At 75.3% G+C, this 22,697-nt stretch carries 17 protein-coding genes; 9 read left to right on the forward strand and 8 right to left on the reverse strand.

All coding sequences use genetic code 11. From position 1 onward, the window contains the following. Positions 1 to 60: 60 nt before the first annotated feature. A complete protein-coding gene (locus IEY75_RS04700; RefSeq protein WP_189112926.1) occupies positions 61 to 909 on the forward strand; it encodes a 3-hydroxyacyl-CoA dehydrogenase family protein in 849 nt (282 codons plus the stop codon). Positions 910 to 1,032: 123 nt separating this feature from the next. Beyond that, entirely contained in the window at positions 1,033 to 2,208 is a 1,176-nt protein-coding gene (locus IEY75_RS04705) for a sensor domain-containing phosphodiesterase (RefSeq protein WP_189112927.1), read from the forward strand. A gap of 6 nt (positions 2,209 to 2,214) precedes the next feature. Here the strand turns inward: IEY75_RS04705 and IEY75_RS04710 are convergent, their stop codons facing one another. Further along, the gene (locus tag IEY75_RS04710; protein WP_189112928.1) at positions 2,215 to 3,000 is read right to left on the reverse strand and encodes an ABC transporter permease; all 786 of its coding nucleotides are present in this window, start codon (positions 2,998 to 3,000) and stop codon (positions 2,215 to 2,217) included. Beyond that, entirely contained in the window at positions 2,997 to 3,851 is an 855-nt protein-coding gene (locus IEY75_RS04715; protein WP_189112929.1) for an ABC transporter ATP-binding protein, read from the reverse strand. Before IEY75_RS04715 ends, IEY75_RS04710 begins: the two co-directional genes overlap by 4 nt. A 326-nt stretch (positions 3,852 to 4,177) precedes the next feature. Between IEY75_RS04715 and IEY75_RS04720 the strand changes: the two genes are divergently transcribed. After that, on the forward strand, positions 4,178 to 7,816 hold the full coding sequence (locus tag IEY75_RS04720; RefSeq protein WP_189112930.1) for an AMP-binding protein: 3,639 nt from the start codon (positions 4,178 to 4,180) through the stop codon (positions 7,814 to 7,816). A gap of 19 nt (positions 7,817 to 7,835) precedes the next feature. On the opposite strand, the gene IEY75_RS04725 is transcribed toward IEY75_RS04720, so the two are convergent. After that, on the reverse strand, positions 7,836 to 8,483 hold the full coding sequence (locus tag IEY75_RS04725; protein ID WP_189112931.1) for a DUF4126 domain-containing protein: 648 nt from the start codon (positions 8,481 to 8,483) through the stop codon (positions 7,836 to 7,838). Between the two features lie 130 nt (positions 8,484 to 8,613). Between IEY75_RS04725 and nucS the strand changes: the two genes are divergently transcribed. The 5 genes from nucS (at position 8,614) to IEY75_RS04750 (ending at position 13,596) form a co-directional block, all read left to right on the forward strand. Beyond that, positions 8,614 to 9,273 (forward strand): endonuclease NucS, encoded by a 660-nt coding sequence (gene nucS, locus IEY75_RS04730; protein ID WP_189112932.1) that lies wholly within the window; start codon positions 8,614 to 8,616, stop codon positions 9,271 to 9,273. Between the two features lie 150 nt (positions 9,274 to 9,423). Continuing rightward, a complete protein-coding gene (locus IEY75_RS04735; RefSeq protein WP_189112933.1) occupies positions 9,424 to 11,052 on the forward strand; it encodes a 3-hydroxyacyl-CoA dehydrogenase family protein in 1,629 nt (542 codons plus the stop codon). Continuing rightward, positions 11,049 to 11,345, forward strand: a complete 297-nt coding sequence (locus tag IEY75_RS04740; protein ID WP_189112934.1) for an Rv1322 family protein — start codon at positions 11,049 to 11,051, stop codon at positions 11,343 to 11,345. Before IEY75_RS04735 ends, IEY75_RS04740 begins: the two co-directional genes overlap by 4 nt. 218 nt (positions 11,346 to 11,563) lie before the next feature. Continuing rightward, on the forward strand, positions 11,564 to 12,751 hold the full coding sequence (locus IEY75_RS04745) for an LCP family protein (protein ID WP_189113042.1): 1,188 nt from the start codon (positions 11,564 to 11,566) through the stop codon (positions 12,749 to 12,751). 68 nt (positions 12,752 to 12,819) lie between these two features. Beyond that, positions 12,820 to 13,596 (forward strand): alpha/beta hydrolase, encoded by a 777-nt coding sequence (locus IEY75_RS04750; protein WP_189112935.1) that lies wholly within the window; start codon positions 12,820 to 12,822, stop codon positions 13,594 to 13,596. On the opposite strand, the gene IEY75_RS04755 is transcribed toward IEY75_RS04750, so the two are convergent. The 5 genes from IEY75_RS04755 to mce form a co-directional block, all read right to left on the reverse strand. Further along, positions 13,557 to 16,238, reverse strand: a complete 2,682-nt coding sequence (locus IEY75_RS04755; protein WP_189112936.1) for a response regulator — start codon at positions 16,236 to 16,238, stop codon at positions 13,557 to 13,559. The genes IEY75_RS04750 and IEY75_RS04755 overlap by 40 nt on opposite strands. 125 nt (positions 16,239 to 16,363) lie before the next feature. After that, a complete protein-coding gene (locus tag IEY75_RS04760) occupies positions 16,364 to 17,617 on the reverse strand; it encodes an AI-2E family transporter (protein ID WP_189112937.1) in 1,254 nt (417 codons plus the stop codon). A gap of 11 nt (positions 17,618 to 17,628) precedes the next feature. Continuing rightward, positions 17,629 to 19,173 (reverse strand): hypothetical protein, encoded by a 1,545-nt coding sequence (locus IEY75_RS04765; protein ID WP_189112938.1) that lies wholly within the window; start codon positions 19,171 to 19,173, stop codon positions 17,629 to 17,631. A 95-nt stretch (positions 19,174 to 19,268) separates the two neighbouring features. After that, positions 19,269 to 20,576 (reverse strand): coiled-coil domain-containing protein, encoded by a 1,308-nt coding sequence (locus tag IEY75_RS04770; protein ID WP_189112939.1) that lies wholly within the window; start codon positions 20,574 to 20,576, stop codon positions 19,269 to 19,271. 336 nt (positions 20,577 to 20,912) lie between these two features. Continuing rightward, positions 20,913 to 21,395 carry a methylmalonyl-CoA epimerase gene (gene mce / locus IEY75_RS04775; protein WP_189112940.1) on the reverse strand — a complete coding sequence of 161 codons (483 nt, stop codon included), beginning with the start codon at positions 21,393 to 21,395 and terminating at the stop codon, positions 20,913 to 20,915. A 108-nt stretch (positions 21,396 to 21,503) separates the two neighbouring features. On the opposite strand from mce, the gene IEY75_RS04780 reads away from it, so the two are divergent. Continuing rightward, positions 21,504 to 22,688 carry an acetyl-CoA C-acetyltransferase gene (locus tag IEY75_RS04780; protein ID WP_189112941.1) on the forward strand — a complete coding sequence of 395 codons (1,185 nt, stop codon included), beginning with the start codon at positions 21,504 to 21,506 and terminating at the stop codon, positions 22,686 to 22,688. The last annotated feature ends 9 nt before the right edge of the window (positions 22,689 to 22,697 follow it).

Below are 22,697 nucleotides of genomic sequence, written 5' to 3' on the forward strand. Positions count from 1 at the left end.
GGCGCCGGCCGCCGGGTAGGGTCGCGGCATCGGTACTGATCGGTCGGAAGGGGTACGCGGGTGACGGGTCGGCTGGCGGTCGTGGGCGCGGGGCTGATGGGCTCCGGCATCGCACAGGTGGCGGCGGCGTCGGGGTGGCAGGTGACCCTGCGCGACATCGACGTCGCGGCGGTGCAGCGGGGCCTGGACGGCATCCGCGCGTCGCTGGGCAGGTTCGCGGCCAAGGGGAAGATCAGCGAGGCGGACGCCGAGGCGGCGCTCGGCCGGATCGCCCCGACGACCGACCTGGACGCGGCCGCGGAGGCCGACATCGTGGTCGAGGCGGTGTTCGAGAAGATCGAGATCAAGCACGAGGTCTTCCGTACCCTCGACAAGATCTGCCGCGACGGCGCGGTCCTGGCCACGAACACCTCGGCGATCCCGGTCACCCAGATCGCCGCGGTGACCGGGCGCCCCGAGGCCGTGGTGGGCACGCACTTCTTCTCGCCGGTGCCGATGATGCAGCTCTGCGAGCTGGTCCGCGGCTTCAAGACCAGCGACGAGACCCTGGCGGCGGCCAGGGCGTTCGCCGAGGGCGTGGGCAAGACCTGCATCGTCGTCCAGCGCGACATCGCCGGCTTCGTGACCACCCGGCTGATCTGCGCGCTGGTGATGGAGGCCGTCACGCTGGTGGAGACCGGCGTCGTGTCGGCCGAGGACCTGGACACCGCCTGCAAGCTGGGCTTCGGCCACGTCATGGGCCCGCTGGCGACCTGCGACCTGACCGGCACCGACATCCTGCTGAACGCCGCGAAGAACATCTACGCCGACACGGCCGACGAGAAGTTCTTCCCGCCGGAGCTGCTCCAGCGGATGGTCGCCGCGGGCGACCTGGGCCGCAAGTCGGGCCGCGGCTTCTACGACCACTGACCCCGCGGGGCGGCCCCGCGCCGCTCCCGGGGACACCGACGGACAACCTGCGCCGCGGTCTTAGCTACGCCGCCCCCGGGCCGATGGGACCGGGGTCAGGTCCCGGCGTGTCTGTGAGGTCTTGTGGGTAGGCAGCGGACGGCGGCGGGGGAGCAGGTCGCGGAGCTGCTGCTGACCGCCCGGCGCTCGCTCGGCCTCAGCGTGGCCTTCCTCAGCCGCCTCGACGACGACCTCCAGCACCTGGAGGTCGTCGAGTCCTCCGTGCCGCTGCTGTTCCGCGAGGGCGTCACCCAGCCCCGGGCCACCACGTTCTGCCAGGCGGTCCTGGACCGCAGGCTGCCCGCCGTCATGGCCGACGTGCGCCAGCACCCGACCGCCATGCGGCTGCCGGCCGCCCGGATGCCGCGGATCCGCAGCTTCGTCAGCGTCCCCGTCACCCTCTCCGACGGCAGCCTGTACGGCACCTTCTGCGCCGCCGGGCTCACCTCGGACAAGGACCTCACCGCCCGCGACGAGGCGCTGATGAACGTGCTGGCCGCCGCCGCGGCCGTCGTGGTCGAGCCGGAGGTCCGCGAGGCGGGGCGGCGGGCCGAGATCGACGCCCGGCTGGACGAGGTCGTCGGGGCCGGCGGGCCGACCGTCCTGCTCCAGCCGATCGTCGCCCTGCCCGGCGGCGTGCGGGTCGGGGCCGAGGCGCTCAGCCGGTTCCCCGCGGCCTGGCAGGCGCCGCCGGACGCCTGCTTCGCCCAGGCGCACAGCGTCGACCGCGGCGCCGAGTTGGAGCTGGCCGCCCTGCGCGGCGCGGCGGCCCACCTGGACGCGGTCGCCGGGTACGTGTCGATGAACCTGTCCCCGGGCGTCCTGCTGCACCCCGACGGCGCCGCGCTGCTGGCCACCCTGCCGCTGGACCGGGTCGTGCTGGAGCTGTCCGAGCACGACCCGGTGGCCGACTACGAGGCGCTGACCAAGGTCCTCGCGCCACTGCGCGCGGGCGGGATGCGGCTGGCCGTCGACGACGTCGGCGCGGGCTTCGCCTCCATGCGGCACATCGTGCTGACCGCCCCGGACCTGCTGAAGCTGGACCGCAGCATCGTCGACGGGATCCACGCCGACCAGGTGCTGACCACGCTGGTCGGCTCGCTGGTCACGTTCGGGCACGGCTGCGGCGCCGCCGTCGTGGCCGAGGGCGTGGAGACCGCCGAGGACGCCGCCGCCCTGCACGCCCTCGGCGTCGACTACGCCCAGGGCTGGCTCTACGGCCGCCCCGGCCCGCCGGAGGCGCTCACCGCCGTCGGCTGAGCCGGCTCACCGGTCGAGCGACCAGCGGAACGTCCGCAGGCACAGCGCCAGCCCGACGACGCACCAGGCGCCGAGCACGAGCGCCACCCGCCCCAGCTCCCACGACCCGGCCGGCTCCAGCGCGGCGAACGAGTCCGGCAGGAACACCGCCCGCAGCCCCTGGCACATCCACTTGAGCGGGAACACCGCCGCCACCTGCTGCATCCACTCGGGCAGGCGGGTGAACTCGACGAACACGCCCGAGGTGAACTGGAGGACCAGCGCCACCGGGGTCACCACGGCGGTGGCGCCGCGGGCGCTGCGCGGTACCGAGGAGAACGCGATCCCGCACAGCGTGCAGGCGGTGACGCCGAGGACCGACACCCAGGCCAGCGTCCACCAGTGGCCGGGCGCGGCCGGCAGCCGCAGGCCGAAGAACAGCACCGCGACCGCGACCAGCAGCAGCGTCTCGGCGGCGGCGATCACGGCGACGAGCACGACTTTGCCGGCGAAGTACGCCCACGGCGGCATCGGCGTGCCGCGCAGCCGCTTGAGGACGCCGCGCTCGCGCTCGATCGGGATCTGGATCGCCAGCGCCTGGAAGCCCACCGTCATCAGGCCGGTGGCGATCATGCCGCTGACGAAGTACTGGGTGAAGGTCACCCCGGGCGCCAGGTCCCAGTCGAAGATCGACGAGAAGATCAGGATCATGATGACCGGGAAGGCCATCGTGAACACGACCGACTCCCGGCTGCGCAGGAACTGGGTCAGCTCCAGCCGGCCGCGCCGCCAGCTCAGGTCCAGGGCGTTCACGCGGTGGCTCCGATCATCCGCAGGTAGGTGTCCTCCAGGCTGGGCCGGCTCACCGTCAGGCCGGGCACCTCGCCGCCGTACGCCGCGGCCAGCTCGGCGACCAGCGCCGCCGGGGTGTGCGTCTCGCGCCGCCGGGCGCCCTCCGCCGGGTCCCGCCAGGCCACCACGGCCGGCGCGTCCCGCCGGCCGCCCAGGTCGGCCGGTGCGGCCACCTCCACGATCCGGCCCGCGGCGATGACGGCCACCCGGTCGGCGAGCGCCTCGGCCTCGTCCAGGTAGTGGGTGGTGAGCAGGATCGTCGTACCGGCACCGGCCAGCCCCCGGATCAGCTCCCAGAACTCCCGCCGGGCCTGCGGGTCGAAGCCGGTGGTCGGCTCGTCCAGGAACAGCAGCTCCGGCCGGCCGACGATGCCCAGTGCCACGTCCAGCCGCCGCTTCTGCCCGCCGGACAGGGTCCGGGTCCGGCGCCGGCCGCTGTCGGCGAGACCGACCCGGGCGACGACCTCGGCGGGGTCCTGCGCGCGCGGGTACAGGCCGGCGAAGTGGCCGACGACCTCGGCCACGGTCAGGTCGTCGAACTCGCCGGTGCTCTGCAGGACGATGCCCAGCCGGGCCCGCCAGGCGGCACCGGCGGTGGCCGGGTCCGCCCCGAGGACCCGTACCTGCCCGGCGTCGCGGCGGCGGTACCCCTCCAGGATCTCCACCGTCGTGGTCTTGCCCGCGCCGTTCGGACCGAGCAGCGCCACGACCTCGCCGGTGCGCACCTGGAGGTCGACGCCGTCGACGGCGACGCGGTCGCCGTAGGACCTGCGCAGGCCGCGCACCGCGACGGCCAGCCCATCTGTATTCATTCGCCCACTATCGCCTGCCGACGCCCACCCGGTGCGCGCGGACCCCCGCCCTATCCCCGTCCCGGGTGCGCTGACCTGCGCGAATGCCTGTTGCCCTGGCGGCGGCTTGCCTTTACGGTGGGCATCGAAACCAGTAGATCCGACGGTCCGCGGCCCGCCGCGGGTGGGCGCCACGGACGAGCCACCCCGCTCGTGCGGTACGTCGCACACGGGGTGCACCGCGCCGCGGGCACCGGGACCGTCACCACCGCCAGCCGGCCCTGCCGACCGTGCTGGCGGCGGCTCATGTCGCGCGTCGGGGCGACGCGACGACGAAAGGGACCCCTGTGACCTCCAGCGATGACGCGCGCCTCCGCGCGGTTTTCTCCGCCACCGCCGCACGGACGCCGGACGCGATCGCCGTCGCCTGCGAGGACCGGTACGTCACGTTCGCTGAGCTGGCCGACCTCACCGACCGGTTCGCCCGGCGGCTGCGCCAGCACGGCGTCCGCCGCGGCGACGTGGTCGCGGTCCACCTGACCCGCTCCGAACTGCCGGTCATCGCCGTGCTGGCGTGCCACTCGCTGGCCGTCACCTACGTGCCGATCGACCCTGGCTGTCCGGTCGAGCGGATAGCGCAGATCATCGACGAGCTGGGCGTGGGCTGGTGCGTGACCGAGCCGGCCCTCGGCGGGCGCGTCGCGCCGCTGCTGGCCGCCCGCCGCACCATCGCCATCCGCCACGACTCGGCGTTCTTCACCGTCGGCGTGCGCTCCGATCACCGCGGCCCCATCGACGACGCCGAGCCCGACGACCCGGCGTACGTGACGTACACCCGCGACGCCGGCGGCGCCCCCAAGGCCGTCGTCGCCGAGCACCGGCACGTCGCGGCGTACCTGGCCGGGTTCCGGGAGATCTGCCCGGTCGGCCCCGGGGACCGGGTGTACCAGGGCCACGCGCTGAGCTTCGACGGCAGCATCGCCGAGATCTGGTCGGCGCTGGCCGGTGGCGCGACGCTGGTGGTACCCGCGCCGGACGCCCCGCGCACCGGCGCCGCGCTGACCGACCACCTCGCCGACCTGCGCATCACCCACCTGGCGACCACCCCGGAGACGCTCGCGGACCTGGACCCGGCGGCGCTACCGGAGCTGCGCGCCGTGGTGCTGTCCGGCGGCGCCTGCCCGCCGGAGCTGGTCGCCCGCTGGAGCGGCGACGGCGTCGTGCTGCTCAACGTGTACGGGCCGGCCGAGACCACCGTGCACGCGCTGGTCAAGCGGTGCGCGCCCGGCGCGCCGGTCACGCTGGGGCGGGCACTGCCCGGGTACGAGGTCAGCGTGGTCGACGCGGGCCTGCACCCGGTGCGCGACGGGCACACCGGCGAGCTGCTGCTCGGCGGGCCGGCGCTGGCCGCCGGGTACGTGGGCGACCCGGAGCTGACCCGGGAACGGTTCGTCACCCTCGACGGCGGCCGGCGGGCCTTCCGCACCGGCGACCGGGTGCGGCAGGTCGGCGACGAACTGGAGTACCGCGGCCGCCAGCCCGCGCCTGCCGCCCCGCACCCTCCGCGCCAGCGCGGGGACGGGCCGCCCCCCGTACCGCCGGCCGGCCCGCCGTCGGGGCGGGCTCCGGTCCCCGGGCGCCCGGCCGCGGCGGAGTCCGGCGGCCGGCCCGCGCGCACCGCCCCGCCCGAGCCGACGCCGCCGGTGCGCCCGCCCGCGCCGCGCACCGCCCGCGAGGTCTTCCGGGACACCTCCGCCGACGCCCGCGCGACCAGCCGCAGGCGCCAACTGCTCGGCCTGTATCTGGTGGCCGCCATGGTCGCGGTACCGGCCGCCCTCGTCGTCACCGCCGCCGCGGCGTGGGTGACCGGCGGCACCGGTCCCGCCGGCCTGCTCGGCCGGCTGCTGCTGGTCGCCGTTCTGGCCTGGCCCGCGCTGCTCGGGGTGACGCTCGCCGCGAAGTGGCTGCTGATCGGCCGGTACGCCGAGGGCGAGTACCCGCTGTGGGGCGAGTTCCACCGCCGCTGGTGGCTGGTGGGCCGGCTGTACGCGCTCAGCGGCGTGGGCCTGCTCGCCGGTACCCCCGCCCTGCCGGTGTACCTGCGCCTGCTCGGCGCGCGGATCGGCGAGCGGGTCCACCTGGAGACGGTCGCGTTCGGCGCGTTCGACCTGCTCCGCATCGGCGCCGACAGCAGTGTCGGCCCCGGCGCCGACCTGCGCGGCTGGGCCGTCGCGGACGGCGTGCTGCGGGTCGGCCGGATCGCGGTCGGCGACCGCTGCTTCGTCGGCGCCCGCGCCGCCCTCGGCCCGGACGTCGTCCTCGGCGACGACTGCGCGCTGGACGACCAGTCGGCGCTCGCCGCCGACAGCCAGATCCCGGCCGGCGCGCAGCGGCGCGGGGCGCCCGCGGTACCGGCGCGGGTGCCGCTGCCCGCCCCCGCGGCGCCGGCCAGCCGGCACCGCCAGCTCGGCTACGGCGTGGCGCACGTGCTGGGCGCGTACCTGGTCATTTTCCTGGCGGCGCTGCCGCCGCTGCTCGCCCTGCTGCTGTACGGCGCGCTCGCGGAACGGCTCGGCGGCTGGTCGGCGGCCGGGGCGGTGGTCGCCGCGCTGCCGGTCCTGACGCCGTTCTCGGTGCTGCTGCTGGCCGTGGCGCGGCGGCGCCTGCTCGGCGAGTTCTACGTCGGCACCTACCCCGTGCACAGCCCGGCCTACCTGCGCAAGTGGCTCGCCGACCAGCTCCTGCGGGTGGTCCGGGTGCCGCTGACGCCGGTGTTCGGCACGGCGTTCACCCGGCCGGTGCTGTCCCTGTTCGGCGCCCAGATCGGCCCGGGCGCGGAGGTCGAGCGCCCGCACCTGGTCTCGCCCGAGGCCCTGAACGTCGCCGCCGACGCGCACCTCGCCGCCGACGCGGTCGTCGCCCCCCGCCGGGTGCACCGCGGCGCCTTCACCGTGGCGGCCAGCCGGATCGGCCGGCGCGGCGAGGTCGGCGACGGCGCCGTCGTCCGCGGCGGCGTCAGCGTCGGCGACGACTCCACGCTCGCGCCGGGCACGCTGGCCCCCGACGACAGCCAGCGGTCCGCCGCCGGCAGCCGGTGGGCGGGGTCGCCGGCCGCGCCGGTCGGGCGCAGGCCCGCGCCGCGGGCGCAGCGGTACCGACCGAGCCGGCGGGAGCGGGCCGAGCGGCTGCTGTACGACGCCGCGCGGGTCCTCGTACCGTACGGCCTGGCCCTGCTCGGCGCGGTGCTGTTCGCCTACCCGACGTACCTGCTGTGGTCGGCCCTCGGCGCCTGGGCCGCGGTACCGGTCGCCCCGCTGCTCGGGCTGGCGGCCGGCGCGGCGGTCGTGGCCGCGGTCGCCGCGCTCAAGCGGCTGGTGCTCGGCCGGGTGCGGGCGCTGCCGCGGGCCGCCTGGTCGCCGTACGCCCGCCTGTACGGCGTCGTCTCGGCCGCCTACGACACGCTCGCCGCGCCGCTGCTGTCGGCGCTGGTCGGCACGCCCTTCCTGGCCGGGCCGCTGCGCGCGTTCGGGGTGCGGGTCGGCCCGCACGCCTACCTCGGGACGACCCGCATCGCCGGGTTCGACCTGGTGCGGATCGGCGCGTTCGCGGCCCTGGGCGCGGACGCGGTAGTCAAGGCGGACCTGCGGACCGGGCAGCGGTTCCTCACGGGCACCGTGACCGTGGCGGACGAGGCGTCGGTCGGCCAGGGCGCGGTGCTGCTGCCGGACTCCGCGGTCGGCGCCGCCGCCGGTCTGGCGCCGCTGGCGGTCCTGCCGGCCGGCGCGATCCTGCCGCCGGGCGAGCGGGCGCACGGCATTCCGTGCCGGCTGATCCCCGCCGCGTTGCCCGCGGCGCGGCCGCCGCGCCGGGACGCCGCCGCCGGCCGCGGGGCCGGGGATCCGCGGCCCGACGACGACGGCGACGCCGCGGCGGGCTGGCTGGCGGCCGGGCCGGTGGGCACGGGCGCCCGGATCCGCCGGGCCTGACCGGCTGACCGCCGCGCGGTCAGCCCTGTTCCGCGCTGCCGCCGGCCCGCTGCGCGCCACCGCCCGGCGGCGGGGCGGTTTCCGGTGCGGCCGCGCGCGCCCGGCGTCGCCGCAGGACCGTCCATGCGCCGTACCCCACCGCGCCCAGCAGGACGAGCACCAGCGCCGGGAGCAGCAGCGCCGCCACCGACAGCGAGGCGCTGGTGACGTCCTCGGCGGTACTGACCACGGGCGCGCCGACGCCGCCGGTCATGGTGTTCACCACCGGCCGGGCCAGTGCCTTGGCCCCGTGGACGGCCAGCGCGACCGCCAGCCCGCAGGCCACGGGAACCCACTGGTGCGAGGTGAAGAACTCGCCCGGGTCGGTGACCGCCGCGGTCTGCGCCCCGGAGCCGGCGCCGAACACCAGGCCGCCCGCGGTCGGCCGGACGACGGTCTGCAGGATGTCGTTGACGTGGTCGACCGCCGGGATCTTGTCGGCGACGAACTCCACCGCGAGCAGCAGCGCCAGGATGCCCAGCGTCCAGCCGCCGGTCAGCCACTGCCACGACTCCGGCAGCGCGACGAGGTCGCTGTACCGCGCGAGCAGGCCGAGCAGCAGCAGCGGGATGTACGCGTTGAGCCCGGCCGCCGCCGCGAGCCCGATCCCGGTCACCAGTTCCCACACGCCTCCAGCATCCCCGCCCCGCGCGGCGCCGACACCGCGAACGCCCGCGCTTTCCGCCCCCCGCCGCGGCGCGGCCGGAGCGCCGGAGGGCGCCGGGCGGCCGGCGGCGCCGGGTCGGTAGGGTCGCGGGATGCGGTTGGTGGTCGCGCAGTGCCAGGTGGACTACGTCGGACGGCTCTCGGCACACCTGCCGCTGGCCACCCGGCTGATCATGGTCAAGGCCGACGGGTCGGTGTCGATCCACGCCGACGACCGCGCGTACAAGCCGCTGAACTGGATGAGCCCGCCCTGCAAGCTCACCACCGACGGCGCCGTGTGGACGGTCGCCAACCCCAAGGGCGAGCGCCTGCTGATCACGATCGCCGAGGTGCTGCACGACAGCGCGCACGAGCTGGGCGTGGACCCGGGCCTGGTCAAGGACGGCGTCGAGGCGCACCTGCAGGAGCTGCTGGCCGCCTCGCCCGAGGTGCTCGGCGCGGGCGTGACGCTGGTCCGGCGCGAGTACATGACCGCGATCGGCCCGGTGGACCTGCTGTGCCGCGACGCGGCGGGCGGCGCGGTCGCCGTGGAGATCAAGCGCCGCGGCGAGATCGACGGCGTGGAGCAGCTCACCCGGTACCTCGCCCTGCTCAACCGCGACCCGCTGCTCGCCCCGGTCGCCGGGGTCTTCGCCGCCCAGGAGATCAAGCCGCAGGCGCGGGTCCTGGCCGAGGACCGGGGCATCCGCTGCGCCGTCCTGGACTACGACGCTCTGCGCGGCTTGGCGCGCGACGAGCTGACCCTCTTCTGACGACCTCTCCCGAGCCGGAGCGGTGGTAGTAGAGGAAGTGGCGCCGCGGCGGGAGATGCCGGTGCTCAGCGACTAGCGGCCGCCGCCGGCATGGGAGGATGCCGGCGGGGTACGCCGGCCGCGGCGTACGCGAGCCAGCAGGAGGCGGGCGTGAGCCGTACGTTCCAGCGAGTCGGCGTGATCGGGCTGGGCACCATGGGTGCCGGGATCGCGGAGGTCTTCGCCCGCAACGGCGCCGAGGTCACCGCCGTCGAGATCACCGACGAGGCGCTGGAGCGCGGCCGGCGGACGCTGACCGCGTCGGTCGACAAGGCGGTCGCCCGCGGCCGGCTCGACGCCGCCGACCGCGACGCCGTACTCGGCCGGGTCGCCTTCGCCGTCGGCCTGCCCGCGCTCGCCGAGGCGGACCTCGTGGTGGAGGCGGTACCGGAGCGGCTGGAGATCAAGCGGTCCCTGTTCGCGGAGCTGGACCGGGTGTGCAAGCCGGACACGATCCTGGCCACCAACACCTCCTCGCTGAGCGTCACCGACATCGCGGTCGCCACCCACCGCCCCGACCGGGTCGTCGGCGTGCACTTCTTCAACCCCGCGCCGGTGATGAAGCTCGTCGAGATCGTCCGCACCGTCGTCACGGCCCCCGACGTCGCCGAGGACCTGGCCGCGCTGTGCACCTGGCTGGGCAAGACGCCGGTGACGGTCGGCGACCGGGCCGGCTTCGTGGCCAACCACCTGCTGTTCGGGTACCTGAACCAGGCCGTCGGCATGCTGGAGGCCGGCCACGCCACCCGGGACGACATCGACGCCGCGATGCGGCACGGCTGCGCGCTGCCGATGGGGCCGTTCGCCCTGCTGGACCTCATCGGACTGGACACCTCGTACGAGATTTTGCGCACCATGTACGCCCGCGGGGGCCGCAGCCGCCGGCACGCCCCGGCGCCGCTGCTGGCCGAGATGGTCACCGCCGGCCTGCTGGGCCGCAAGACGGGCCGCGGGTTCTACACGTACGAGGGCGGCAGGGCCGTCGCCGACGCGGCCGCGCCGGCCCCGGCCGCCGAGGCGCCGCGCCGCGTGGGGGTCGTCGGCGCCGGACCGGTCGCCGGCATCCTGGCCACCCGGCTGCGCGAGACCGGCCGCACGGTCGTGACCGCGGCCGAGGACCTGTCCGCGCTCGCCGACGTCGACCTCGTGGTCGAGATGTCGGGCGCCGACGCCGACGCCGTGCGGGCGCGCTTCGCCGAGCTGGGCCGGATCTGCCGGCCGGGCGCGGTCCTGGCCGCGGCCGGCGACGCCCTGCCGGTGATCGCGTGCGCGGCGGCCAGCGGCCGGCCGGAGGACGTCGTGGGGCTCCGGCTGCCGGCCCCGGCCGTGAAGTTGATCGAGATCGTCCCGACCGTCCGGTCTGGTGCGCCGGCGCTCGCCGCCGCCCGCGCGCTGGCGGCCAGCCTGGACAGCGTCGCCGTCGAGTGCCGCGACCGGGCCGGGGCGATCGTGCACGCGCTGCTGATGCCGTACCTCAACGACGCGGTGGCCCTGGTCGACTCCGGGTACGCCGACGCCGACGCGGTCGACGCCGCGATGACGAAGGGCTGCGGGTACCCGGTCGGCCCGATCGCCTTCCTCGACCACGTGGGCCTGGACCGGGCCGCGGCGACCCTGCGCCGGATGTGTGCCGAGACGGGCGAGCCGTCGTTCACCCCGGCGCCGCTGCTGGAGCAGATGGTCACGGCCGGGCGGACCGGTCAGCGGGCGGGTCAGGGTTTCCGTACCCACCGCCGGTGAGTCCCCGGCGCAACCGGCGTGACGACCCGGCGCCGCCCGGCGGCCCGGACCGGGCCTGGCCGGGGGCGGCCACGGTCGAGACCTGGGCCGGCGGGCGGTGGCACGTGCGCACCGTCCCGGCGCCGTCGGCGGCCAAGGCGTACCGCTGCCCCGGCTGCGACCACGAGATCGCCCCGGGCACCCCGCACGTGGTGGCGTGGCCGGCGGACGACGGGGGCGACCTCGCCGACCGCCGCCACTGGCACAGCGGCTGCTGGCGGGCCCGGTCCCGGCGCCGGCCGCCCCGCTCCTAGACATTGATCAAGGGATTTCCCGCGCATTCATCACGGATTAACGTCGGAAATTCCTTGATCGCGTTGTCGGGGGTGGCGGTCCCGACGGCGAGGTCGTAGCGTGCGGAGTCGGGTTTCCTGGGGAGGAACGGAACGTGGCGGGTGCGCGGCGGCTCAGCAGGGTGGCAGAGGATCTTCCGGCGGCACCGGCCGCGTCGACGGCGCAGGGCGGCCCCGGGGTGTACGGCAGCGCGGCGGCGCGCGGCGGTCCCGCCGCGACCGGCGCCGCGGCCGCGCGGGGTGTCCCGGCCGCGGCCGGGACACCGGCCAAGAGTCCGCTCTGGGCCCGCCTGTGCGTCGCCGGCGGGGTCGCGCTGGCCGTGCTCGCCGGCGGCAGCCTGACGGCGACGACCGTCCTGGCCAGCCGCGTCGACAACGCGGTCGGCAAGGGAGACCTGTTCGGCGACGGCGCCGAGGCGGCCGAGGGCGCGAAGGACCTGCGCGGCCCGATGAACATCCTGCTCGCCGGCATCGACCCACGCGAGTGGGAGGACAATCCCGACCTGCGGGCCGACTCGGTCCTGGTGATGCACGTACCGGCGAGCCTGGACCGCGCCGTCCTGTTCTCGCTGCCCCGCGACCTGCTGGTGGACATCCCGGCCTTCCCGCCGGCCCGGTACCCCGGCGGCAGGGACAAGCTGACCCACGCCATGTACTACGGCTCCCGGGTCGACGGCGACGGCAGGAAGGATCCGGTCCGCGGCTTCGAGCTGCTGTCCCGGGCGGTCAGCAACGCCACGGGGATCGCCCGGTTCGACGCGGGCGCGATCGTGACGTTCAACGGGTTCAAGCGGATCGTCGACGCCCTCGGCGGCGTGCGCATGTACGTCGACATGGACGTCGCCTCGATCCACATGCGCCCCGACGGCAAGCACCGCGCGCCCAACCCGGGCGGCGGCGAGGGCGCCCTGGCCTTCAAGGGCCCCCGCAAGCAGTACCGCAAGGGCAACCACCAGCTCTCCGGCTGGGAGGCCCTGGACTACACGCGACAGCGCTACATCGAGGGCGGCGACTACGCCCGCCAGCGCCACCAGCAGCAATTCCTGCGGGCGATGGTCGGCCAGGCGCTCAGCCGGGACGTCGTCACCAACCCCGGCAAGCTGGACGCGGTCCTCCAGGCCGCCGGCAAGACGCTGACCTTCAGCGGCCGCGGCCACAGCGTCACCGACTTCGCGTTCGTCCTGCGCAACATCCGCTCGGACAACATCACCATGGTCAAGCTGACCGGCGGCTCGGTGCTGACCGGCGGGGCGTACCAGGGCGAGGCGCTGGACGCGGCTGCCAAGCAGTTTCTGGCCGCGCTGCGCAGCGACACGACCGAGCAGTTCCTCGTCTCCCATCCCGAAATGATCAACCGGGACCGGTAGCCGCGGTCTGGATCACGTTTCCGCGGGGTGCGCCCGCGCCCGCGGCCGGCGCGGCGCACCATGGGGGAGTGAGCACCCCGATCCGCGCCAACTCGATCCTGCCGGCCACCCGCGAGGCACTGGCCCTGGAGACCGCCGACGGCCTGCGCCTGGTCGGCGAGCTGGCCCTGCCGCCCGCCGGCCGGACCCCGGTGGCGACGCTGATCTGCCTGCACCCGCTGCCCACCCACGGCGGGATGATGGACAGCCACGTCCTGCGCAAGGCGGCCTGGCGGTTGCCGGCGCTCGCCGACGTCGCGGTTCTGCGGTTCAACACCCGCGGTACCGCGAGCGTCCAGGGGACCAGCGAGGGCGCCTTCGACGGCGGCGACGGCGAGCGGTTCGACGTGGCCGCGGCCATCGAGTACGCCGAGTTCGCGCAGTTGCCGTCCCGGTGGCTGCTCGGCTGGTCGTTCGGCACCGACCTGGCCCTGCGGCACGGCTGCGACCCCGCCGTCGCCGGTGCCGTCCTGCTCTCGCCGCCGCTGCGCTCCGCCACGGCCGCGGACCTGGCGCGCTGGGCGGTCAGCGGCAAGCCGCTGACCGCGCTGGTCCCCGAGCACGACGACTACCTGCGGCCGGACGAGGCGCGGCGGCGGTTCGCGGCCGTGCCGCAGGCCGAGGTGGTCGGGGTACCCGGGGCGAGGCACCTGTGGGTCGGCGACGCCGAGACGGTCCTGGACGCGGTCGTGGCCCGGGTCGCCCCGGGGCGCGGGCCGCTGCCGCGCGCCTGGGACGGCCCGATGGAGTACGGCGACGCCAGCGCCTACGCCGACCGGACGACCGCCGCCTTCGACACCGACTGAGCGGCCGCGTCCTCCCGCCCGCTCCGGTCGCGGCCCTGCGGGTCGGTCAGGTCCTCCAGGTGGTGCAGCCAGTTCTGGACCGCGTCGACCGGGTCGGCACCCTTGGCCGCGACGCCGAGGATCTTGCCGGAGAGCCGCGCCTTGTCCGCCTCCGACAGGTCCTGCGAGGTGAGTACGAGCACCGGCGTACCGCTGGTGCGCGCGTCCCCGTGCAGCGCCGCAATGACGGAGAAGCCGTCCAGGTCGGGCATCAGCAGGTCGCAGATGATCAGGTCGAACGCGTGCTGGCGGGCCAGCCGCAGCCCCTCGACGCCGTTCTCGGCGGTGACGACCCGCAGGCCGGGCCGGGCGAGGCGGCGCTGGGCCAGTGTCCGTACCGCGGGGTCGTCGTCGATGACCAGCAGGTTCGTCTCCTCCGCGGCCAGCGGCGGGACCATGCCGTGCCGGATCAGCCAGGCCAGCAGGAGGTCGTAGTTCAGCGGCTTGGTGAAGTAGTCGACCGCGCCGAGCGCCAGCGCCACCGTGTGGTCCTCCACCACGCTGATGATCGCCACGGGGATGTGCCGCAGCCGGGCGTCGGCCTTGAGCCGGCGCATCACCTCCCAGCCGTCGATGCCGGGCAGGACCACGTCGAGCAGGATCAGCTCCGGGCGCTGCTGGGCGGCCATGGCCAGCCCGGCCTCGCCGTTGCCGGCGACGCCGACCGCGTACCCGACCCGGCGCAGGTGGGTGGCCAGCAGGTCGGCCGCGGCGCGGTCGTCCTCGACGACCAGGATGCCGCCGTGCTCCACCTCGGCCTGGCCGGGCTGGTCCGCGGCGCGGGCGGCCACGATGTCGGTCCGGGTGGAGGGCAGCCACACTGTGAACCGGGCGCCGTGCCCGGGCACCGAGGCCACGTCGATCCGGCCGTGGTGCGCCTCGACCAGCCGCCGGGTCAGCGCCAGGCCGAGGCCACTGCCGGACTTGTGCATCGTCGGGTCGCCGACCTGCTGGAACTCGTCGAAGATCCGGGCCTGGTCGGCGGCGCTGATGCCCGGCCCGGTGTCGCTGACGGTGATCGCGATGTCGGCGCCGATCCGCCGGCCCGCCACGAAGATGGACCCGCCCTCGGGGGTGAACTTGATGGCGTTGGACAGCAGGTTGGTCAGGATCTGCCGCAGCCGGGTCACGTCGGCGCGCAGCGGCAGCGGCGGCACGGCGGTCATGATGTCGAGGTGCTTGGCCGCGCCGAGGGAGTGCAGGGAGGCGACGACCTCGTCGACGACCTGGCCGCTGTCGAGCAGGACCGGCCGCAGCTCCACCTTCCCGGCCTCGATCTTGGCCAGGTCCAGAACGTCGTTGATCAGGGCGAGCAGGTGCTGGCCGCTGGTGTGCACGTACTCGATCCACTCGGCCGGGATGACCCGGCCCGTGTCGACCGCCGGCTCGTCGCGCATCAGGTCGCTGAACCCGATGATCGCGTTCAGGGGCGTCCGCAGTTCGTGGCTCATGCTGGCCACGAATTTCGTCTTGGCCTCGCTCGCGGCGTCGGCCGCGGCCAGCGCGTCGGCGAGCCGGTCGGTGAGCGCCTGCCGCTCGGCGAGGACGGCGGCCGCGCCGCCCAGCTCGCCGAACAACTGCATGTCGTCCTCGCCGAACAGCGTCTCGTACGCGTCCAGGACGATCAGCACGCCGGTCCGGCCGTCGGGGAGCGGCACGGCCGCGACGACGCCGTGCGCGGCGCTCTCCCGCAGCCCCACCTCGCGGGCGAGGTCCCGGGTCGCCGACGAGGTGAGCCGCCGCTGGGGCTGCGCGGCCGCGGCCAGCAGGCTCGCGCGCGCCTCCTCGCTCAGGCGCGGCGCGCGGCCGGCCGGCTCGGCCGGCAGGCCGCGTTGGGCGCCGACCACCATCCCCCCGCGGGTCTCGGGCAGCACCACGAGGACCGCCTGCGAGGCGCTGAGCCGCGCGACCGTGTCCACGTACCGCTGCCAGGTGTCGGCCGCGGTGGTGTGCGGCGTCCGGTCGAGCAGGCTCAGGGTGAGTTCGTGCGCCGAGGCCCGCGACCAGCGGCGGCGCAGCCAGCCGGGCGGCGCGAACGTCATCGCGTAGCCGGCGGCCGAGGCCAGCGCGATGACCCGGGAGACGCGGCCGCCGGTGGGCCCGCCCGCCGCCGCCAGCAGGGTGACGGCGAACGCGATGGTGCTCAGTCCGGCCAGGACCAGGCGCCGCCGCGAGGAGCCGGCCCGCCCGCGCGCGGCGGCGAGGAAGTAGCCGGCGGCGACGAGCTCCCCGGCGGCGAACATCCCGACGAGCAGCCAGACGAACCAGGGCGGGCGGACCGGGTACAGCAGCAGCCCCGCCGCCGTCAGCGCCCAGCCGGCCAGCGTCACCGCGCGTACCCACCGCGCGACGGGTCGGATCAGCGCGGCCAGGCCGAGGGTGAAGAACGGCTGCCCCAGGAGCATCAGGGTCACGCCCGTCTGCACCCAGCCCGGCGCGGTGACGCCGAGGAACCGGAACAGCCCGAGGACGAACAGGCAGGTCACGGCGGCGAAGACCAGCATCACCTGGCGCTGGAGGGCGTCGCGGTGCCGTACGTACCCCACGAGGGCGCGCAGGAACACCGCGAGAAACAGCACCTCCACGATCAGCACCAGGAGCACGCACACCTCCGCGGATCGGCGGGTCGCTGTCGCCCCCGGCTACCCGGGCAGGCGCCGGGCCAACCCTGCGGTGTGCGAGAAAGATCAGACGTCTGCGTGGCGGTCGGCGACGCGCCGGAGCGCGGTCAGTGGCGCTGCTGGCGCGGTACGACGACCTCGTCGATGACGAGCTGGATCGCCGCCACCGCCGGGATCGCCACGAGCGCCCCGATCACGCCGAACAGGGCGACGCCGGTCAGCGCGGCCACGATCGCGGCCAGGTCGCTGACCTTGACCGACCGTCTCATGATCTTGGGATAGATCAGGTAGTTCTCGACCTGCTGGTACACGACGAAGAAGACGAGGCAGGCGATGCCGACGGGGACGGACGTGGCGAACCCGGCCAGGCTCACCACCACCGCGCCCAGCGTCGCCCCGATCTGCGGGATGAGGTCGCAGACGGCCACGACGAACGCCAGCGCGAACGAGTAGGACACGCCCATGGCGTAGAGGAAGCCGAAGGCGCTGAGGCCGGCGAGCAGGGCGATGGACAGCGCCCCGACGAGGTACGCGCCGACCTTGACCAGGATGGCGTCGCCGAGAAGCTGCACCCGTTCGCGGCGCGAGGCCGGGACGAGCTGGTAGGCGCGGGTGCGCAGCCGGTTGAAGGACGCCATGAAGTACAGCGTCAGCACGAAGACGGTGAGGACCTTGAACAGGGTGCCGAACACCACCCCGGCCCCGCCGACGAGCCCGCCGGCCAGGTCGGAGAGGCGGTCGGCGGTGACCGCGCCCTGGAGCTTGTCGATGAGCTGGTACCGCGCGTCGAGGTCGCGCACGGTGGCGCTGCGGTTCAGCGCCTGGATGTACTCGGGCAGCTTGGTGGCGAACTCCTTGGACTGGTGCACCAGCGGCGGTACCAGGGCCAGCAGGCCGCCGCCGAAGATCCCGACGGCACTCAGGGCGACCAGCAGTACCGCGAAGCCGCGGCGCATCCGTAGCCGCTGCAGGGCCTCCACGGCCGGGTTCAGGCCGATGGCCAGGAACAGGGCGCTGAACACCAGGACCAGCATCGGCGCCGCCTGGTCCAGGGCGCGGAACACCCCGAACGCGGTGAGCGCGCCCAGGGCGAAGACGAATCCGAAGGCGAACTGGCTCCGCGACAGCGGCCGGCCGGGACTGCCGAACCGCTGCCCGTCCCCGGATCGACGACCGAAGGGCGGCGGCGGCGTCCCCGCCTCCCGGCCGTCGTCGATGGGCTCCGCCGCCACCGGGGCGTCCGGCTGCGGTCGCCCCGCCGCCGGCTCCGCGGCCGCTTCCGCATCCGGGGGCGCGGGGTCGCCGCCCGCGCCGCCGGGTGGCGGTGCGGGCGGTGGCGGGGCGGCGTCCGAACCGGTCATCGGCGCGGGCTCTAGTCGGTTTCCGCGCCGACCCGCTGGGCCTGCACCGCGGCGTCCCCCGCGGCCGGCCGTGCGTTGCCGGCCTGCTCGGCGCGCTTGGCCTGGTCCGTCGGGCGGGCCGCGGGCGGCTGGTCGGCGGCCGGCCGCGCGGAGGTACCCGCAGCGCCGGAGTCCGCCGCCGGACCGGCCGGCTGCCCGGCGGCGCCGCCCTGCGCCTTCTCGTCCCGCGCGGCCCTGTCGCCCGCAGCCCTGTCGCCTGTGTCCCTGTCGACCGCAGTCTTGTCGTCCGGGGCCTTGTCGTCCGGCCGGGCCTGACCGGAGGGTGCCGGCGGGCGCAGGGACTGCGTCGGCGACCCGGCCGCGGGTGTCGGGCCGCCGGTCGTCGGGCCGGCGGCGCGCGCCCTGCTTTCGGCGTCCTGCACCTTGCGGGAGGTGGCCGCCAGGCGCTCCTCCAGATGGGCGAGGCGCTGCTGGCCGGCCACGAGGTCCTTGCGGGTCTCGCCGGTCCGCTGCTCGACCTCGGCCAGCCGTTCGTGCGCCTGGGTGATCTCGGCCTGCAGGCCGCCCATGCGCTCGCGGGCGTGCTGCATCTGGGTCTCGGCGTCGCGGTGCACCTGGGTGGCGTACTCCTCGGCCTCGGCGCGCCGCTGGGCGATCTCCTGCTCCACCTTGGTGACCTGCGTGCGCAGTTCCTGCTCGGCCTGGCCGCGCCGGGCGGTGATCTCCTGCTCCAGCTCGGTCCGCCGCTGGGCGAACTCCTGCTCGGCCTGAGTGCGACGCTTGGTGATCTCCTGCTCCAGCGCGGCGCGCTGCTGCGTCGCCTCCTGCTGGAGCTGGGCGCGGACGGCCTGGGTCTGCGCCTCCAGCTCGGACAGCGTGCTCTCGACCTGCTTGCGGGCGCCCTCGGTGACCTGCTGGGCCTCGGCGCGCGCGGCGGCGAGCTGGCGCTCGACCTCGCCCCTGGCCTCGGCGAGCTGGCGCTCGGCGGCCTCGCGGATCTTCCCCGCCTCCTGCGCCGCGGAGGTGCGCAGCTCCGCGCACTGGCGCGTCGTGTCGGCGATCTTCGCCTGTCGGACGCGCTCCTGCTCGGCGTCGGTCTTCTCCTCCTCGGCCCGGCGGGCGGCCAGCGCGACCTCGAAGTCGCGGACCGCGGTCTGGGCCTTGTCCTGCGCGTCGCTCAGCGCGCGGTCGGCGGCCTGCCGGAGCTGCTCGACATCGCGCGCGGCCTCGCCGCGAAGCTGGTCCGCCTGGTCCTCGGCGAGGCTGAGGATCTGCTCGACCCGGGCGCCGAGATGCCGGAACGAGACCTTCTCCGGGGTGGCGGCGCGGCGCCGGGCGTCGACGAGTTCGTTCTGGAGCTGGTCGATCTGGCCGGCCATGGCCTGCACCTGCGCGTACGCCTGCTCGCACTCCGTGCTCAGCGTGGCCTTCTCCGCGTCGACCTGGGCCACGTAGCGCTCGACCTGGCGGCGGTCGTAGCCGCGGAGGGCGAAGTCGAAGGTGGGTTCGGTCGCGCCGTCGTCGAGGGGAAAGAACTCTGCGCCGTGCTGCACCATGCTCACATCTTTTCATGCGGGAGCCCGGCGCGCTGGGGATCCATCCCCGCGCCGGGCTGTCCGCTGGCTGGGTGCCGCCCGGGCCGTCGCCCGGGCTAGCTGGTCTTGGCTGCCTGCTTCGACGTGCGGTTGCCGCCGGCGTCGGCGGGGGGCGCCGGCGTGGCGGCCGGCTTGCCCGTGTCCGCCTTGGAGGCGGGCTTGCCGGCGGCGGGTGCCGCGGCCGGTGCGCCGACGGTGGGCACGATACCCGCAAGGCCGGACAGCATCTGCCCGAGCTGGGCCGTGACGACCTCCTTCTGCCGCGTGAGGTCCTCGACCTCCCGCCGGGCGGCCTGCAGGGTGATCTCCGCCTCGGTGCGCGCCTCGCTGACCAGCCGCTGGGCCTCGGCCCGCGCCTCCGCGACGGTCTTGTCCGCGGTGGTCTTGGCCTTGTCGACGGTCTCGGCGGCGGTCTTCTCCGCCTCCAGGCGGCGGCCCTCGGTCTTCTTCTCGGTCTCCTTGGCGCGCTGGTCGGCGACCTTCGCGCGCTCCTCGGCCTCGCCGACCAGCTTCTGGGTGGCGGAGACCTGGGCCGCGTGCCGCTGGGACTCCTCGCGCTCGGCCTTCTCGTTGCGCTCGGCGATCTCCAGCGCCAGCGCCTGGATGTCCTTGTCCCGCTTCTCGCGGGCGTCGGCGAGGATCTTGCTGGCCTCGTTGCGCTTCTCCTCGGCCTCGCGGGAGGTCTTCGCCCGTAGCTGGGTCACCTCCCGCTCGGCGGTGGCCCGCATCGTGGCGACCTCCCGCTCGGCCGTGGACTTCAGCTCGGCGACCTCGTGCGTGGCGACGGTGCGTAGCTGCTTGGTCTCGCGCTCGGCGTCCGAGCGGAGGGTGTCGGCCTCCCGGCGCGCCTGGACCCGCGTCTCGGCGGCCTCGCGCTCGGCGGCGGTGCGCAGGTTGCCCGTCTCGCGCTCGACGCTGGCCTTCAGCGACGTGGCCTCGGCCCGGGCCTTGTCGGTGATCTCGCGCGACTCCAGCTTCGCCGCCGACAGGATGCCCTCGGCCTCGCGCCGCGCGTCCGCGCGGTGGTCGTTGGCCTGCTCCTCGGCCAGCCGCAGGATCTGCTCGACGCGGGTGCCCAGCCCGGCGAGCGTCGGTCGGTTGTTCTCCTCAAGCTGCTTCTGGCTGTCGGAGAGCTTCTGCTCGACCGCCGTCACCCGCTGCTCGGTCTGGCGGAGGCGCCGCTGCGCGTCGTTCATCCGTTGCTCGGCCTCGCCGCGGGCCTGCTTGGCCTGGTCGAGGGCGGACGTCATCCGCTGGAGGTGGTTGTCCACCTGCTGGCGGTCGTAGCCGCGCAGGACCACGGTGAAGTACTGGTCCTCGTTGCTGTTGTCGAAGAACGCGATGGACGAATCCTGCTGGGCCATTGCCACATCGTCGCAGACCGACCGGGGGGCTCCGCAAGGGTCGATAAGGGGCATTCATCGACAGTTGACAAGGTGTTTTGCGTCTTCCGCCCGGGGCGCCCGGAGTGCCGCGGCGGGCTGTCCGCCCTGCCCCGCGCGGAGGCGCGCGCGGGGCAGGGCCAGGCTGACCGGCGCGCGTCTCTCCACAGGGGAGGAAAGGTCGGCGGGGTGTGCGGCGGCCGTCGCACGCCGAGTCCGAGTTGCGACGGTCGTCCGGCGATCCGCGCGGTGGGCGTGTCGGCATGTCCACCGGCCGGGGGAGGCCGCCGACAGGCCATCGGGTGGCCGACGGGCGGCTCAGGCCGCCGGTTCGACCAGCTCCACCAGGACCCCACCGGCGTCGGCGGGGTGGACGAAGTTGATCCGGGAGCCGGCCGTGCCGCGGCGCGGGGCGTCGAACAGCAGCCGCAGGCCGCGGCCGCGCAGGGCGGCGCACGCGGCGTCGAGGTCGGCGACGGTGTACGCGAGCTGCTGCATCCCCGGGCCGCGCCGGTCCAGGAACTTCGCGATCGTGCTCTCCGGGGACAGCGGGGCCAGCAACTGGATCCGGGTGGCGCCGTCGCCGGCCGTGAGCATGGCCTCGGCCACCCCCTGCTCCTCGTTCACCTCCCGGTGCGCGCAGCGCAGGCCGAACGCCGCGGCGTGGAAGGCGATCGCGGCGTCCAGGTCGGGGACGGCGAGGCCGACGTGGTCGATCCGCAGGACGCCGATCCCCGCCGGCCCGACAGGGGCGTCCGCGGCGGGCGGCGCGGGGTGGTCCTGGTCGTCTCCGGTGTGCATGGGGATAGTCTGGCTGAACCAACGTTAGGGTGTGCGGGGAGCCCCGCCCCAAGCGGTGGGCAGGCCGTGCTTCGCGGCGGGCAGGCTGTGCTTCGGAGGGTGGAGACCATGACCTCGGTGATCGTTGGTGGCGCGCGGACCCCGATGGGCCGGCTGCTGGGCAACCTGAAGACCTTCCCGGCGACCCGCCTGGGCGCCGCGGCGATCAGGGCGGCGCTGGAGCGCTCCGGCGTCACCGGCGACCAGGTGCAGTACGTGATCATGGGTCAGGTGCTCCAGGCCGGTACCGGGCAGATCCCCGCCCGCCAGGCCGCGGTCGAGGCCGGCATCCCGATGTCGGTACCCGCGCTGACGGTGAACAAGGTCTGCCTGTCCGGCCTCGACGCCATCGCGCTGGCCGACCAGCTCATCCGGGCCGGCGAGTGCGACATCGTCGTGGCCGGCGGCATGGAGTCGATGACCAACGCCCCGCACCTGCTGCTCGGCCAGCGCGCCGGCTACAAGTACGGCGACGTCGTGGTCAAGGACCACATGGCGCTCGACGGCCTCACCGACGCCTACGACGGCATCTCGATGGGGGAGTCCACCGAGCGCGCCGGTACCAAGCTCGGGATCAGCCGCGAGGCGCAGGACGCCTTCGCCGCCGCCAGCCACCAGCGCGCCGCCGCGGCCCAGAAGAACGGCCACTTCGCCGACGAGATCACCCCGCTGGAGATCCCGCAGCGCAAGGGCGACCCGGTCGTCGTGGCCGAGGACGAGGGGATCCGGCCCGACACCACGGCCGAGTCGCTGGCCAGGCTGCGCCCGGCGTTCGCCAAGGACGGCACGATCACCGCGGGGACCGCGTCGCCGATCTCCGACGGCGCCTGCGCCGTGGTGGTCATGAGCCGGGCGAAGGCCGACGAGCTGGGCCTGTCCTACCTCGCCGAGATCGTCGCCCACGGCAACGTCGCCGGCCCGGACAACTCGCTGCACGCGCAGCCGGCCAACGCGATCCGGCACGCCCTGACCAAGGCCGGCCTCGGGGTCGACGACCTGGACCTGATCGAGATCAACGAGGCGTTCGCGGCCGTCGGCATCGCGTCGACCGCCCAGCTCGGCGTGGACCCGGAGAAGGTCAACCCCAACGGCGGCGCCATCGCGCTCGGCCACCCGATCGGCATGTCCGGCGCCCGCCTGGCCCTCACCCTGGCCCTGGAGCTCAAGCGCCGCGGCGGCGGCCTGGGCGCGGCGGGCCTGTGCGGCGGCGGCGGCCAGGGCGACGCCCTGCTGCTGCGCGTCCCCACCGCCTGAGGCGTCGGC

Origin of the sequence: Pilimelia terevasa, from assembly GCF_014647915.1 — a bacterium.
GTDB classification, from domain to species: domain Bacteria; phylum Actinomycetota; class Actinomycetes; order Mycobacteriales; family Micromonosporaceae; genus Pilimelia; species Pilimelia terevasa.

Coding starts and splice junctions, on each gene's coding strand:
- IEY75_RS04765 (WP_189112938.1), bottom strand. CDS start 19,173: ATGGTGCAGCACGGCGCAGAGTTCTTTCCCCTCGACGACGGCGCGACC.
- IEY75_RS04770 (WP_189112939.1), bottom strand. CDS start 20,576: ATGGCCCAGCAGGATTCGTCCATCGCGTTCTTCGACAACAGCAACGAG.
- IEY75_RS04760 (WP_189112937.1), bottom strand. CDS start 17,617: ATGACCGGTTCGGACGCCGCCCCGCCACCGCCCGCACCGCCACCCGGC.
- mce (WP_189112940.1), bottom strand. CDS start 21,395: ATGCACACCGGAGACGACCAGGACCACCCCGCGCCGCCCGCCGCGGAC.
- nucS (WP_189112932.1), top strand. CDS start 8,614: ATGCGGTTGGTGGTCGCGCAGTGCCAGGTGGACTACGTCGGACGGCTC.
- IEY75_RS04780 (WP_189112941.1), top strand. CDS start 21,504: ATGACCTCGGTGATCGTTGGTGGCGCGCGGACCCCGATGGGCCGGCTG.
- IEY75_RS04715 (WP_189112929.1), bottom strand. CDS start 3,851: ATGAATACAGATGGGCTGGCCGTCGCGGTGCGCGGCCTGCGCAGGTCC.